Below are 15,027 nucleotides of genomic sequence, written 5' to 3'. Positions count from 1 at the left end.
TATGAACTTCTAATAAGATGTTGCCTTTTTTTGCTGCCATATAATTTCTTCCAAATCCTATTTTGATTAATCATACAGGGTGCAGCGTACTTTGTGCCCCGATTCAATTTCAAGCAACGGCACTTCTTCGCTGCAAGCCGGTTTTTTGGGCGCGGGACAGCGTGGGTAGAAGGCGCAGCCGGACGGAATCGAGAATGGATCGGGCACGCTGCCGGGAATGGGGGTCAAACGTCCCTTGACCTCACGCCCAATCTTGGGAATGGAACGCATCAGGCCCACGGTATATGGATGCAGGGGGTGGTGGAAGATGGTGTTGGCATCGGCGCTTTCTACCACTTTGCCCATGTACATCACGGCCACCTGGTCGGCCATTTCGGCAATAACGCCCAAGTTGTGGGTGATCATCATAATGGCCATCCCAAATTGATCCTGAAGGGATTTCATCAGTTCCAAAATTTGGGCCTGGATCGTTACATCCAGGGCGGTGGTGGGTTCATCGGCAATGAGCAGCCTGGGGTTGCAAGATAGGGCCATGGCAATCATGGCCCGCTGACGCATGCCGCCGGAGAATTGGTGGGGATATTCGTCGAACCGTTGGTCGGGAGAGGCAATGCCAACCTGGGCCAGCATTTCTATAGAGCGCTCCCTGGCTTCCTGGGCATTGGTCATCTGGTGAAGGGCCACTGTTTCGGCGATTTGTTGGCCAACCGTATGCACCGGCGAAAAGGAGGTCAGCGGCTCCTGAAAGATCATTGAAATATCGTTACCCCGGATGCTGCGGATCAGGTTGCCGTCGGGGTTGAGTGTGGCCGTGTCAACCGGCTCGGCGGCCTCTTTCCGGTAAAAGAGCATTTTACCTTCAACAATCTCACTGATGCGTTTGGGCAGCAGCCGCATCACCGAGAAGGCGGTTACGCTTTTACCGCAGCCGGACTCGCCGACCAGTCCCAGGGTGCCCCCTTGCTCGATTTCCAGGGAAACACCGTCAACCGCGCGCACGGTGCCGTCCAGGGTATGGAAGTAGGTTTTTAAATTATCAATTTGCAGAATATATTTTTTATTATTGTGCATCATCGTCATCATCTATTGGCTATAAGGGTCGGCGGCGTCGCGCAGGCCATCCCCCATGAAGTTAAAGGCAAAAATAGAAATGGCAATAAAAATTGCCGGAATGAAAACCCAGGGATACAGGACAATGGATTGGATATTTTGCGCCTCTTGCAAAAGCACGCCCCAACTGGTTAAAGGAGCGCGCAAGCCCAGCCCCAAGAAGCTCAGGGCGGTTTCGGCCAGGATCATGGCCGGCATAGCCAGGGTAGAAACCACAATGATGTGGCCCAGCGTGGCCGGGATAAGGTGTTTGAAAATGATCCGCCCATCGCTGGCCCCGGCCAATTTGGCCGCCACTACAAAATCAGCATCGCGCAGGGTCAACACTTTGCCCCGCAGTTGGCGGGCCAGCCAGGTCCAACCGATGAGGGACAGGATAAGGGTGACGGCAAAATAGACCCGCAGCGGCGGCCAGTGCGGCGGCAGGGCCGCGGATAGGGCCATCCACAGGGGGATAGAGGGAAAAGACCGGACTAACTCAATGACTCGTTGGATTAAGTCGTCAATCCTTCCGCCATAGTAGCCGGAGGTAACTCCCAAGACCGTCCCGAAAAAGAGACTCAGGAAAACCCCGACCAAACCGATGGTGAGCGAAATTTGACTGCCTAAAATGGTGCGGGTGAACATATCCCGGCCCTGGCGGTCGGTGCCAAAGAGGTTGACCGGACTTTCTTCGGCCAGAAACAGGTGAATATTGGTTTCAAACAATCCCCACAGTTTGTAAGGTTCGCCTTTGGCAAAAAAGTCAAGGGGATGTATTTCATTGGTGTCGGCTTTGTAATCCTTACGAAGCGTTTCGGGGTCAATGGTTAACTCTACGCCGTAGACAAAAGGCCCTACAAATTTCCCCTGGTGAAAGAAATGTATCCCTTGCGGCGGCATATAGATTCGCTCACGGAAACGGGTAGTGAGGGTATAGGGCACAATGAAGTTACCCAAGAGCGCGGCCAGGTAAAAGAGCAAGATGACGGTTCCACCGACGATGGCCGCTTTGTTACGGATAAACCTCCGCCACATCAACTGCCACTGCGAGGCGGCGTAGCGCGCCTCGTCAACGGTCACTAAGCCTTCGCCGGTGCCGGCAATGTCGGCGGCGGCGGTTTCGTCCAATTCACGATATAGTTTGAATAATTCTTCAGACTTGGCAAGGTTACTCATGTGTACACAATCCTCGGGTCGGCCCAGGCCAACAGAATATCAGCCAAAAGATTGGCCAACATCAATAATAAAGTCATAAACAGCAAAAACGTGCCGGCCAGATACATATCTTGCGACTGCAACGACCGCAGGAAGAGCGGGCCGGTGGTGGGGAGTGACATCACAATCCCCACCAGGGCGGACTCGGAAATGATTTTGGGGATTTCGAGGGCAATGACGCTAATCAACGGGTTAATGGCTACCCGCACTGCATAACGGTTGATGACCTTTCGCTCTTTTAAGCCTTTGGCCCGGGCCGTAGTAATGTATTGCTGGCCCAATACATCCAGCACGCTGCCCCGCATAATGCGGTGGAGTTGGGCCGTACTGGCCAACCCCAGAATAATTGCCGGAGGCCATAAATGATTCCAATAATCTACCAACTTGCTCCAACTCATTGGCGCATCCCGATACTCCGCCGATAGCACCCCCCCTACATCAATCCGTAATATCAAGGCCCCAAAAAACATCCAGAGCAAGGCAAATAAAAAGCCCGGCAGCGAAAGGCCGATAAAGCTTAGAAACGATAAGGAATGATCGGCGGCAGAATATTGGTGAGTGGCCGAATAGACGCCAAAGGGCACAGAAATCCCGACCATAAAAATCAATGAAAAAAATCCCAACAAAACGGTGTAGGCCATCCGGTCTCGGACCAAGGGCCAGACCGGGCTGTTCCAATCTAATGAATAACCAAAGTCACCGCTGGGAAACCCGGATATCCATCTGAAGTATTGAATCCAAAAAGGTTGGTCCAGGCCATATTGCTGGCGCAAAACCTCCATAGTGACAGTATCCATCCCACCACCGGTCTCGGCTATCTGAGCCTGGAGGGTAGAAAAGAAATCGCCGGGCGGCAATTGGATGATGAAGAAAGTGATGATCGAGACCAATACCAGCAGGGGGATCATGGCCAAAAGTCGTCGCGCAATATAAGCTAGCACTTACTAACTCCCTTCTGTTTAACGTTAGTTGACGGCTGACGGTCGCCTGCCAAGCGTCAGAAGGCCGATGTCGGCGCCTTGGCTGCGCGGTTGACGGGCAAGCGTCAACGGTCAACTCTCTAAAGAGCAAGATGGGTGATGAGGGAGGGGCTTTAAACAAAACTTATGTCAGCCCCTCCCCAAGGAAAAGGAGTTGATTATTTAACCATGTAGTAGTGACTCGGATCCTGCGTGCCGGGAGCCATGACGATCCAGTCGGCGGTGAAGTCTCTAGACTCAATGACGTTCTTGAAGTTGTCTTTGATAATCACCAGGTTTGGATCTTGGCCCACCGTACCGATGGTCCACAGATTTTCGGTGGCGTTTCTGACCAGTTGTTTACAAATCTCAACCTGGCGGGCGGGGTCTACCGTGATCTTGTACTCATCATAAAGGTCCATAGCTGCCTTGAACTCTGGTGTGGGTTCCTGGCCCTTTTCGCCATTGGTTTTGTACCAAACGCCAAAGGCCGGAGCCATCCAGGAGCGGTCGTCAAAGGGGAACTGGTAGATGGGGTCAACCATCGGCACCAGACCCCGGTCGGTAGACCAAACGGCAATCATCACTTCGTTGGCCAGCGCGCGCGGCCAGTAGATGTCGCGCTGCATGGTCTCAACCGCCGTCTTCAGGCCCACAGCCTGCCAGTTTTCGGCCACCAGTTCAATTACATCCAGACCAGCCCCGGATAGTTGATGGGTTTCAATCACCAATTCCAGCGGCGAGCCATCGGCAAAGGTGCGGAAACCATCCGCGCCCTTGGTCAGGCCAATCTCATCCAGCAAGGCTTCGGCCTGAGCCGGGTCATACTCGCCAAAATACCTTTCAAGTTCTGGAATGTAACAGGGAGAAGACGATACTACGGTTTCGGTGCGCGGTATAGCTTGCCCCAGATAGGCCACATCATTGATCAGGTCGCGGTCCATGGCCAGCGACAGGGCCTGGCGGAACTTCAGGTTTCGCAGTAATTCCTGGTATTTGGGGTCAGCATAACTCTGGTTGGGGAAGAAGTTTTGCACCGACGCATTGGCGCCGGACCAGATGGCCGTGTGATAGCCATTCTTGGGGCCTTCTTCCTGGTAAACCGGATACTTCTGGAAGTCAATGCGGCGAGCCTGCATGTCCAGCTTACCGGCAATGGCCAGCAGGTTGATGGCTTCATTGTCCTCTACCAGGTCAAAATGGACGTAGTCAAAGTAGGGCAATTGGTTGCCGGCCACGTCTACTTTCCAGTAGTAGGGATTGCGCTTGAGCACAAGTTCGGTAGCGCCGGCGCTCCATTCTTCCAGTTTCCAGGGGGTCATCACCGGGCGTTCCACGTTGTAGTCAAACGCCTTTTCCTCAAACACCGTATAGTCGGTTAACGCGGTGTTATACTTGGGATGGTATTGCTCCAGGTAATGACGCGGGGCAAAGAAACCAAATCGCTCAAAGCCTAGCGGCCACTGGTTGCCGTGGAAGGCCAGGCCGGTGGTTTCGGCCAGACCGTTGGGAGCGGCAAATTTGAGCCTGATGGTGTAATCATCAACCTTCTCCAACGTCATCGGCTCGCCATTGACCACCCACTCGGCGTGTGGGGCAGCGGTGATGTTTTCATCAAGTTCAATGTCTTCCCACCAGAAGATGATGTCATCTACCGTGAAGGGCGCACCATCGGACCACTTGAGGCCTTCACGCAGGAACAGGGTCAAGGTGCGGCCACCGTCGGACCACTGCCAGTCTTTGGCCAGGCCGGGCTGAACCGGATCTTTGGGATCGCGCGGCCAGCGCAGCATGGGGTCATAATTAATGCGGCCCCAGGCGTGGAAGTCGTTGATGCCGGTAAAGGCCCGGTTCCAGGTGCCGCCGTACTGTCCTACAGAGTCAACCGGCTGGACCACCAACGGCTCTTTGGGCAGGCGCTCTTCCACCGGCGGCAAATCGCCCGTAGCCACCATGTCGGCCCACATTGGCGCTTCACCATAAGCACCGGGCATAGCCATTTCACCGGCCATAAAGGCTTCGGCTTCGGCAACGCTGGGAATGTAAATTGACCAGCCAACTTCAAGTACGTCGGCATCGCCAATGTTGTTGAGCGAGCTATCTTCAGCGGCCATCATATTGTTGTAATAAACAATCGCCGTATAAGCCAGTGGATCGCCATACTCTTTCTCGGCAATCTTTGATAACCAGTCATCCTTTTGGATAGTGTAGACTGTACCCTCACCTTGCGCCATCACTGCCGTAGACGACAGACTGGCGAGTAACACGGTGAGAAGCAGTACAAAAAATAGTTTCTTACTCATGTTGGGATACCTCTCCTTTTTGCTAAAATTTTTATAATTTGACAACTTACTTAAAAAGCTACCATCTAAGATGCTACTCCTATTTTGCAATTTTGGATAATCATCCCTCCTTTCTATGGTATATTGGGGAATTCCAATAAAACAAAGGCTATCCTAACGCGTACACCGGAAACCAAGTTCATCGCTGGCGGTCTTGGTTGGATCGCCAGCATTACGATTAAAGGTTGTGGCCTGGGGTTCCTCGTCAAACCAGCCACCACCCCGCGTTACCTTGAATCGCTCTCCATAATAGGGATCGTCCGTTGTGTTGCCGGGGTAGGGTTGATACCAATCGGCGGTCCATTCCCAAACATTGCCAATCATGTCTTCAACTCCATAAGGGCTGGCGCTTTCGCCAAAGCTACCCACTGCAGCCGTGCCGCGCAATCCTCTTTCCTTTACATTGGCCTTGGTGGGGTCCCACTCGTTGCCCCAGGTAAAGACACGTCCATCTTCGCCGCGAGCAGCCTTTTCCCATTCGGTTTCGGTGGGCAACCGTTTGTCCAACCACTCGCAGTAGGCGGTCGCATCGTCCCAGGTGACCATCACCACCGGGTGATTATCTTTGCCAATGCCCCACTCCTCGCGCCAACTGCCAATGCCTTGTTGTTCGGCATAGGTTACGTAACCGGTCGCGTCGGCAAAGGCGGAAAAGTCAAGATTAGTTACTTCAAACTTGTCAATGGCAAAGGCAGGCACATCCACCTCGTGGGCCGGGGCATCTTCAGGGTCGCCCTCATCGCTACCCATAATAAAAGGGCCGGCTGGAATTTCAACCATATTATCGGGCACAGCAGGCGCTTCAGAGGCTGTTTCTTCTGTTTCTTTGGCCTGTTCCTCCTTTGGTTCTGGGGTAGGCGTGGGAGGAGCGGGGGTCGGTGTTGGTGGTGGAGGCAGAGGGGTGGGGGTGGCCAGGGTATAAGGTGTGGCGGTTGGGGTGCCAACCGCAGTGGGCGTATTCGTCGGTTCGCTGGCCGACGTATCGCCCCCAGCCGTTTTTGGCGTTGCAAACTCGTCTACTCCGCCGCCACAACCTGCAATCAAAATCAACAGCACCATTATAGCCATAAGGTTTAAGAATTTTTTCATCTTTATCTCCTTTTCCTGCAACAGATTTGTTTGGGTAGGCCAATGTTGCGCCAATAAGGCATTAAGGTAAGTTATTGAATATTTGCCGCCGGCCCGCTCGACTCTCGCACCACCAGGGGGCAACGCAGGATTACATGCTCTGTTGTGGTGCGTGTCCCGTTAATTCGCTCCAACAACATGCGAATGGCTCGTTTACCAATTTCAATAATGGACATATCAATGGTGGTCAAGGAGGGGTTCAAGTAAGCACAAAAGGGCTGGTCGTCAATACCAATCAGGCTCATCTCTTCCGGCACGCGCACCCCGGCCCGCTGGGCCGTTCTCATCGCTACAGCCGCCACCCGGTCATTGGCCCCAATAATGGCTGTAGGGCGGGGCGACAATGCTAACAATTCTAACGTTGATTGCTCCCAGACTTCCAATGTTTCTTCAAAATTACCGGAACGCACATAATCTTCATTATATTCAAGGTTATGCTTTTCCAGGCCCAGCCGATAACCTTGCAATCGTTCCTGGGTGCTCACCCGGTCTGTAGGGCCATAAAGGTGGGCAATGCATCGGTGACCCAACTGCACCAGGTAATCAATGGCCCGAATAACGCCATTGGTATTATCCACGTTGATTTGGTCAAACTTGTCATGCGTGGTAGAACGGTTGAATAAAACCATGGGCGGGGTGGAGGGTAATTCAGAGAGGTAATCGTCATCCAGATACGTGGAAGTGGCCAGGGAAACAATACCATCAACCTGATTTTCCAGCAGTAATTCTATGGCTCGTTTTTCATCATCAAGATTGTGGGTAGTAGTGGTACAGAGGAGAATGTTATAACCCGCCTTGCGGGCAATAGGTTCAATAAAGTTGAGGGTTTGGAGGTAAACGGCGGTTTCAATTTCGGCAATAATAACCCCTATGGTTGCCGTCCGCCTGGAGACCAAACTGCGGGCCACGTTACTGGGCCGATAATCCAGGGTGCGGATTGTCTCCCGGATGCGCCGCAACGTTTCTTCCGCCATCGCTTCGGTGCGCCCGTTTAACACGTTGGAAACCGTAGTCACAGACACCCCCGCTGCCTGGGCTACATCTTTAATTGTCACCCGCGATGGGCTTCGTTGCCGAATTTTGGCCACCAAAAACACTCCCTCGTGTGTTCGGGGTGTAACGTTTTACTGTAACGTTACACCATCATACTATCGTTTCACTTGACTGTCAAATCTACCCCTTCCTTCTATAAGACCCCTGGTTAAGTCCGGCGGTTAATTGCCCGCTTTGCCGGGGCATGGTACACTCCCCATAATGAAATGCTCTAAGTGACATTTAACCCCTGGCCCGGGTCCCTATTTTAAAGGAGTGTGTTTTGATTCCGGTCACTCTAAAACTGCGTAATTTTATGGCTTACCGCGAGGCAAGGCTAGACTTTCAGGGCATTCACCTGGCCGTATTAACCGGCGAAAATGGAGCCGGCAAAAGTAGTTTGCTGGATGCCATTACCTGGGCGCTGTGGGGCCGGGCCAGAGCCAAACGGGATGACGAGTTGATCTACCTGGGCCAAAGTGAGATGGAAGTGGAATACACTTTTGACCTGGGCGGAAACGTTTACCGCGTTATTCGCAAACGAGATGCCAGCCGTCGCGGCCGCAGCGACCTGAGCTTGCAAGTGGAAGACGCCGGGGGTTGGCGCACCCTCACCGAAACCACTATCCGGGCCACGCAGCAAAAAATAAACACCTTCATGCGTCTGGATTATGATACCTTTATTAACTCTGCCTTTTTATTGCAAGGCCGGGCCGACGAGTTTACCACCAAACCGCCTGGCCAGCGCAAAGAAATTCTGGGCGACATCCTGGGCCTGGGCATTTATGAAATTTACGAGCAGCGGGCCAAAGATAAGGCTCTGGAAAAAGAGAAAGAAGGCAGTGGAATTGTGGCCCGGGTGGATCAAATTGAGCAGGAATTGGCGCGGGAGCCGGAGTACCGTGTTGAGTTGGCCGCCGCCCAACAAGAAGCCGCTGACTTGAACCAACAGTTACAAATAGCCGAAAAAGAGATGGATGCCCTGCGCGAACAGCACCGGGCCATCAACGACAAACAACGCCAATTGGATGATTTGCGCGACCGCCTGGCCGGGGCCGAAGCCGATATAGCCGACACTGCCGCCGAAATGGAGGCTGCGCAGGACAAAATTGATGAATACCGCGCCCTCTTGACCCGTCAGGCAGAAATTGAGCAAGGCTTGCAGGCGTTGCAACAGGCCAGAGCTTTGGTCCAAGATTGGGACCGGCGTTTGCAAGAGTCGGCCAAACTGGCCAACCGCAAGCACGAACTGGACACCGCCTTCCACGCTGCCCGCGCCGAGATCGAAGCCAACCTGCGCGAGATTGCCGCCAGAATTGACCTCTTACAACCCAAAGTAAACGCTCTGTCCCGGCAACGCGAGCAGCTTGCCGAAGCCCAGGCCGAGTTGGATACTTTGCAACGTCTGGCCGAGCAGCGCGAAGCCCACCAGTCCACCCTGACCAACTTGAAAGAAGAAACCGCCCGCCTGAACGAGCAAAATCGGCAACTCAAAGTGGAAATGGACGACATCAAAGCCAACCTGACCCAATTGGAGCAGGCCGACTCTAAGTGCCCGGTGTGCCAGCGCCCCCTGGATGAAACACACCGCACCGCCGTGGTGGCCCAGTTCCAAACCGAGGGCAAACAAAAGGGCGATGCTTACCGCGCCAACCAGGGCCGGCTGCGGGAAATTGGCGCGCAGCAAGAAGCGCTGCAAAAAAGCGTAACCGAAGCCGAACGGCAATTGCGCGGTTTGGCCGGGGCGCAAGGCCGAGTAGCCCGCCTGAGCCAGGCCGTAACCGAGGCCGAAGCCGGGGCTGAAGATTTGGCCCAAAGCCAAATCCAACAAGCCGACCTGCAAAAAAGGTTGGACAACCAGGAATTTGCCGCCGACGTGGTAGCGGCTTTGGCCGAAGTAAAAGCGGAGTTAGCCGCGCTGGGCTATGACGAAGCCGCCCACCGGGAAGCCAGGGCTACGGTGGAACGTTTTAGTCACTTTGAGGCAGAGGCCCGCACCGTGGCCGAGGCTGAAAAGCGCATTGCCGAAGAAGAAAAACGCTTACAGCGAGAACAAACCCGCCAGACCCGCCTGTTGGCCCAAACCGAAACTGACCGGCAAAAAATCACCGCGCTGGAACATGAAACGGCTGACCTCCCGGAATTAATTACCCGGCTTAACCAGGCCAGCAACAGCGTGGACCGTCTGCAACGTGAAGATCGCTTTGCCCGGGATAAAGTGGCAGCGGCCAAGCAGAAGTTAAGCCACGTGGCTTACCTGGCCAAACAACGCGGCGAACAGGCCGATAAGCTCCAACAAATCCGGGAGGTGCAGAGCATCTACCGCGAACTCCAACAAGCTTTTGGTAAAAAAGGCGTGCAGGCCCTGCTCATTGAAAGCGCCATCCCTGAAATTGAAGATGAAGTCAACCGGCTGCTCAGCCGTATGACCGATAGCCGCATGCACGTCCGTTTTGAAACTCAACGCGAGGCCAAAAGTGGCGACAGCACCATTGAGACCCTGGACATTCGCATCTCCGATGAAGTGGGCGCCCGCGACTACGAGCTTTATTCCGGCGGTGAAGCCTTTCGGGTGAATTTTGCCATCCGGGTGGCCCTGAGCAAAGTGCTGGCCCGCCGGGCCGGGGCGCAACTCCAGACCCTGGTTATTGACGAGGGCTTTGGCACCCAGGACGGCCAGGGCCGGGAGCGCCTGGTGGAAGCCATCAACACCATCCAGGATGATTTTGAAAAGATCATTGTTATCACCCACATTGACGAATTGAAGGACGCCTTTCCGGTGCGTATTGACGTGTGGAAAACGCCGGAAGGCAGCCAGGTAGCGATTCGCTGAAATTTTGGTTTTGCCTATAATATGGCCTTGTAAAATTTTTCACGTATAGCTTGGCCCAATGGTGGGGGCGATCTGCTTATCGCCCTCATCCTGTTATTGAAACCATTAGTATGGAGGAGAGAGACCGTGACAAAACAAAAACATCCTTTTTTATTTATCCCTGGGCCGGTCAATGTGCGGCCAGATGTGCTCGAAGCCCAAGCCGAGGCCATGATCGGTCACCGCAGCGCCGATTTTGAAGCACTGTTTGCGGCCTGCGAAGAGAAACTTAAGCAGCTCTTTTTCACCAATCGGCGGGTCTACATCTCCGCTTCTTCCGGCAGCGGTTTGCAGGAAGCGGCCATCCGTAACGGCGTTCAGCAGCGGGTGATCAATTTTGTAGGCGGGGCCTTTGCCGACCGCTGGCATCAGGTGTCTGTGGGCTGCGGCAAAGAAGCCATCAAAATAGATGTGGCATGGGGCCAGGCGGTCAAGCCGGAAACCGTAGACGTTGCCTTACAGCAGCACCCCAATGTAGAAGCCATTACCATTGTCCACAACGAAACCAGCACCGGGGTGGCCTCGCCGCTGGGTGAGATTGCGGCTCTGATGCGAGAAAAATATCCTGACACGCTTATTTTTGTGGATGCCGTCAGTTCCTTCTCCGGGCTAAAATTGCCTTTTGACGAGTGGGGCCTGGATGTAATGTTGACCTCCTCCCAAAAAGCCCTTTCTATTCCACCCGGCCTCTCCTTTGCCGCCGTGAGCGACCGGGTGCTGGAAAAGGCCAAAACCGTGACCGGACGGGGTTGGTACTTTGACTTTTTGGTGATGGAAAAATATTTGCAGCGCAGCACTACCGCCGCCACCCCCGCCATCTCCCTAATGCGCGCCCTCAACCTGGAATTGGACCACATCTTGGCCGAAGGGCTGGCGGCCCGTTTTGCTCGCCACCAGGTTCTGGCCGAGCGCACCCGGCAGTGGGCCGCCATGCGCGGCTTTGGTATGTTCTCCGAAGCAGGCTACCACTCTCCCACCGTGTCGTGCCTGGCCAATACCCTTGAAGTGGACGTGGGCGCGCTCAACAAATTCTTACGCCAGCGGGAAATGATCATCTCCAATGGTTACGGCAATTTAAAAGGCAAAACTTTCCGCATTGCCCACATGGGCTGGCTGACAATGGAGGATATGGATAAGTTGCTCTCAACCATTGACGAGTATCTGGAGACAACGCAGTAAATCAATTTCAATCGCCAAGATGTCAGGCCGGCCGCAAAAACATCATGCAGCACCTTACCTCCTCTCTTGGCGATTGAACTCACCAGGAGATGTATGACCATGAACCAAATGGACCGTCCCTTCTCGTTACGGGTTGTTCCCCTGGATAACGTTTTTCTCCATGAAAACGTTGACCCGCAAAGGGTGCAAAAATTGGCCAAAAGGCTGGAAGTGGAAGACGTTTTAGTCAATCCGCCTATTGTCGTTGAGGCCGGCGACAGTTACGTGGTGCTGGATGGGGCTACCCGGACCACGGCCTTAAAACAATTGGGCTATGTCTATACCGTAGTTCAGATTGTCTCGCCTGATGAAGACCTGAGCTTACGTACCTGGTACCACACTGTGCGTGGCGCCGACCCGGTTCAACTGATCAAACGCATTGACGACTTACCGGAAATTGATATGGTCGAGCACGAGTCGCCCAAGGCCATTGGCGCGGTATTGGCCCGCAAACGCCTGTGTTACCTGCACACCATTGAAGATCGCATTTTCCTGGTGCGGGCCACGCCGGGCGTTGACGAGTTGGAGGCCCTGAACTTGGTAACCAAAACCTATATTGACACCAGCCACTTAACCCGCACCCTGACCACCAATATGGACACTCTGCGCCGGGAATACCCCGACCTGACGGCCCTGGTGGTTTTCCCTCAATACACGGTTGAACAAGTTTTACAGATTGCCCGGAATGGCCAGTTGATGCCTTCCGGCATCACCCGCTTCATCATTCCCGGCCGGGTTTTGCGCATTAACGTTGACCTGTACTATCTCCGCTCCGACAAATCTTTGGATGAGAAGAATGAATGGTTAGACCAACTCCTGGAAGATAAATTAAACCGGGGTAAAATCAGGTATTACCAGGAGCCGGTTTATTTGTTGGATGAGTAGGCCCGTTGTTGGTCCTAAACCAATCGCACAATACCGAATATACCCTCTTTGGTTTTATATGGCTCCTTGAAAAGTGTTGCCAGTTTGAAGTTGAGTGTCTATTGCCTTTTCTCTGGCACAATGTTAAAATAGATTTAGGATTTCCCCCTGTCTGGCGTTACTCTCTGAAGCCAACGATCAAGTATTTGATGCTGAGGCATTCTACGCTCTGGCTAAAGCGTTGGGGTAAAGGTAAATTTAGTAAGGCTTGCCCAAAGCCATTAGATAGAAAGGTTGAGGAAAATGTTTAATTATGAATCGCTCAATGTTTTGCCGCCAGATATTCAGCGCGACTGGATGGCCCAACTCCATAAAGCCACGCCTACGGAAAAAGGCGTGTTCCGGCTGGTGAATATCCGCCGCACCGCGCCCAAAACATTTGAGGAGAGACGGATTATTGTTTTGGTGATTGACGAGAATGGGCTGCCCCTGCCCAATGTTAGGGTTGCTTTTTCCTACGACACCGCCGATAAGTATACCCTTAGCAATGACTTTCTATGGACGCCGCCCGCTCCGCAAAAAGCGTTCATTGTCCCCACGCAGGGCAGCGGCCAAATTGACCAAATTCAGGGCAGCGAGGTGGAACAGGGCCAACCTGGGGGGATAACGGTTTACATCCTTGAGCCGGAGTACGCCAGTGATGTGGTTACCGGGGCCGGCATGCTGGCCGATCATACGGGCCTGCATTTAACCTATCAGCTTCGCCGCACGGGAGTCAAACCACTGCTGGAACGGCTGGCCGACATTGAGGCCAGGTTAAAAGTGCTGGAAGGTGCCTAATATTTTTTCCGCTATTCAAAGCCGCACTCCCAAGCCAGAACCCAAATGGTACTTTATATTGATTGTTCTTTTTAGCCGGGCGGGTTTATAATGCGCTTGGACCAGATTTCAGCGGAGTAAAAACAATGGAACTTCATTTTTGGGGCGCGGCGCAAACAGTCACCGGCTCTATGCACCTGCTCACCGTGAACGGGTATAATATTTTATTGGATTGCGGCCTGTACCAGGGCCGGCGCAAAGAAGCGTTTGAACGCAACCGCAACTTCCCCTTTGACCCCACCAAAATTGACGTTGTTGTTCTATCCCACGCCCACATTGACCATACCGGCAACGTGCCGTCCCTGGTCAAACATGGGTATCGTGGCCCCATCTGGGCTACCTCGGCCACCCGCGATTTGTGCGCCATTATGCTGTTGGATTCGGCCTACATCCAGGAGAGCGACGTGCAGTATGTTAACAAAAAACGTATCAGGCAGGGCAAAAAACCCTTTGAGCCGCTCTACACCCGGGCCGACGCCTTAGAGGCGCTCAATCTGTTTCAATCTCTTGGTTACAACCGTCCTTTTGAAGTGGTGCCAGGCGTGCAGGCTCATTATCGAGAAGCCGGACACGTTTTGGGGTCGGCCTCGGTGACGCTGGATATTGACGACAACGGCCGGCAAAAACGTCTGGTTTTTAGCGGCGATATTGGCCGTGAAGACATTCCTATTTTACGCGACCCTGCGCCCGTGGAAGGCGCCGACTTTATTATCATGGAAAGCACTTACGGCCAACGGTTCCACAAACCGCCGGAGCAGGCCCAGGATGCGTTTAAACAGGCCGTTTTGGAAACCATAGATAAAAGAGGCAAACTTATTGTTCCCTCGTTTGCCGTGGGCCGGACCCAGGGCCTGGTGTATGCCCTGCACCAGATGTTTGACCGTAATGAAATTCCCCAAATTGAGGTGTATGTGGATAGTCCCCTGGCCGTCAATGCCACCGAGATTTTCCGCCTGCACCCGGAAGTGTACGACGAAGAAACCCACGATTTTCTGGCTGAAAGCAACAGTCGCGATCCTTTTGGTTTTGACCAGGTAACTTACGTGCGGGAGGTGGCCCACTCCAAAGCTTTGAATGATTTGGATCACCCGGCGATTATCATCAGCGCTTCAGGAATGTGTGAATCGGGCCGCATTTTACACCACCTCAAAAACAACATCACCGATGAGCGAAATACCATCTTATTTGTCGGCTATCAGGCGGAACACACCCTGGGGCGCAAGATTTTGGAAGGTGAGCCGGTGGTTCCCATTTTTGGAGAGGAATATCCGGTGAAGGCCAAAGTGATGAAGATTAACGGCTACTCTGCCCACGCGGACCACAACGGCCTGCTTGGCTGGCTGAAGGAGGCCCAGGAGCGGAGCAATTTACAGAAACTCTTTTTAGTTCACGGTGAAGTGGAAAATGCTATGGCCCTGGCCAAAGC

Annotated in this window: 11 protein-coding genes; 5 read left to right on the top strand and 6 right to left on the bottom strand. The window is 53.5% G+C overall.

All coding sequences use genetic code 11. From position 1 onward, the window contains the following. Positions 1-66 precede the first annotated feature (66 nt). The 6 genes from JW953_16290 to JW953_16265 all read right to left on the bottom strand — a co-directional run bounded on the left by JW953_16290 (position 67) and on the right by JW953_16265 (position 7,824). Positions 67-1,074 (bottom strand): ABC transporter ATP-binding protein, encoded by a 1,008-nt coding sequence (locus JW953_16290; protein MBN1994258.1) that lies wholly within the window; start codon positions 1,072-1,074, stop codon positions 67-69. A 9-nt stretch (positions 1,075-1,083) separates the two neighbouring features. Further along, entirely contained in the window at positions 1,084-2,268 is a 1,185-nt protein-coding gene (locus tag JW953_16285; GenBank protein MBN1994257.1) for an ABC transporter permease, read from the bottom strand. After that, positions 2,265-3,248: an ABC transporter permease gene (locus JW953_16280; GenBank protein ID MBN1994256.1), complete on the bottom strand. Its 984-nt coding sequence runs from the start codon at positions 3,246-3,248 to the stop codon at positions 2,265-2,267. Before JW953_16280 ends, JW953_16285 begins: the two co-directional genes overlap by 4 nt. A 197-nt stretch (positions 3,249-3,445) precedes the next feature. Continuing rightward, positions 3,446-5,569 carry a hypothetical protein gene (locus JW953_16275; protein MBN1994255.1) on the bottom strand — a complete coding sequence of 708 codons (2,124 nt, stop codon included), beginning with the start codon at positions 5,567-5,569 and terminating at the stop codon, positions 3,446-3,448. A 153-nt stretch (positions 5,570-5,722) separates the two neighbouring features. Continuing rightward, positions 5,723-6,697, bottom strand: coding sequence for a formylglycine-generating enzyme family protein (locus JW953_16270; GenBank protein MBN1994254.1), 975 nt, complete (start codon positions 6,695-6,697; stop codon positions 5,723-5,725). Positions 6,698-6,768: 71 nt separating this feature from the next. Beyond that, on the bottom strand, positions 6,769-7,824 hold the full coding sequence (locus tag JW953_16265; protein MBN1994253.1) for a LacI family DNA-binding transcriptional regulator: 1,056 nt from the start codon (positions 7,822-7,824) through the stop codon (positions 6,769-6,771). Between the two features lie 227 nt (positions 7,825-8,051). Between JW953_16265 and JW953_16260 the strand changes: the two genes are divergently transcribed. The 5 genes from JW953_16260 to JW953_16240 all read left to right on the top strand — a co-directional run. Beyond that, a complete protein-coding gene (locus JW953_16260; GenBank protein MBN1994252.1) occupies positions 8,052-10,601 on the top strand; it encodes an SMC family ATPase in 2,550 nt (849 codons plus the stop codon). 126 nt (positions 10,602-10,727) lie between these two features. Then, positions 10,728-11,819 (top strand): alanine--glyoxylate aminotransferase family protein, encoded by a 1,092-nt coding sequence (locus JW953_16255; GenBank protein ID MBN1994251.1) that lies wholly within the window; start codon positions 10,728-10,730, stop codon positions 11,817-11,819. A gap of 93 nt (positions 11,820-11,912) precedes the next feature. After that, positions 11,913-12,743, top strand: a complete 831-nt coding sequence (locus JW953_16250; GenBank protein MBN1994250.1) for a hypothetical protein — start codon at positions 11,913-11,915, stop codon at positions 12,741-12,743. 282 nt (positions 12,744-13,025) lie between these two features. Further along, positions 13,026-13,562, top strand: coding sequence for a hypothetical protein (locus JW953_16245; GenBank protein ID MBN1994249.1), 537 nt, complete (start codon positions 13,026-13,028; stop codon positions 13,560-13,562). 125 nt (positions 13,563-13,687) lie between these two features. Beyond that, on the top strand, positions 13,688-15,027 hold a 1,340-nt coding region (locus JW953_16240), incomplete at its 3' end, for an MBL fold metallo-hydrolase (protein MBN1994248.1).

It is taken from the genome of Anaerolineae bacterium (assembly GCA_016931895.1).
GTDB lineage: Bacteria > Chloroflexota > Anaerolineae > 4572-78 > J111 > JAFGNV01.
This window is presented reverse-complemented; position numbering and strand designations above follow the sequence as displayed.

What these genes read in the sequence shown, in the direction of transcription:
- JW953_16290 (MBN1994258.1), bottom strand. Translation starts at nt 1,074, where the DNA reads ATGATGCACAATAATAAAAAATATATTCTGCAAATTGATAATTTAAAA.
- JW953_16285 (MBN1994257.1), bottom strand. Translation starts at nt 2,268, where the DNA reads ATGAGTAACCTTGCCAAGTCTGAAGAATTATTCAAACTATATCGTGAA.
- JW953_16275 (MBN1994255.1), bottom strand. Translation starts at nt 5,569, where the DNA reads ATGAGTAAGAAACTATTTTTTGTACTGCTTCTCACCGTGTTACTCGCC.
- JW953_16270 (MBN1994254.1), bottom strand. Translation starts at nt 6,697, where the DNA reads ATGAAAAAATTCTTAAACCTTATGGCTATAATGGTGCTGTTGATTTTG.
- JW953_16250 (MBN1994250.1), top strand. Translation starts at nt 11,913, where the DNA reads ATGACCATGAACCAAATGGACCGTCCCTTCTCGTTACGGGTTGTTCCC.
- JW953_16245 (MBN1994249.1), top strand. Translation starts at nt 13,026, where the DNA reads ATGTTTAATTATGAATCGCTCAATGTTTTGCCGCCAGATATTCAGCGC.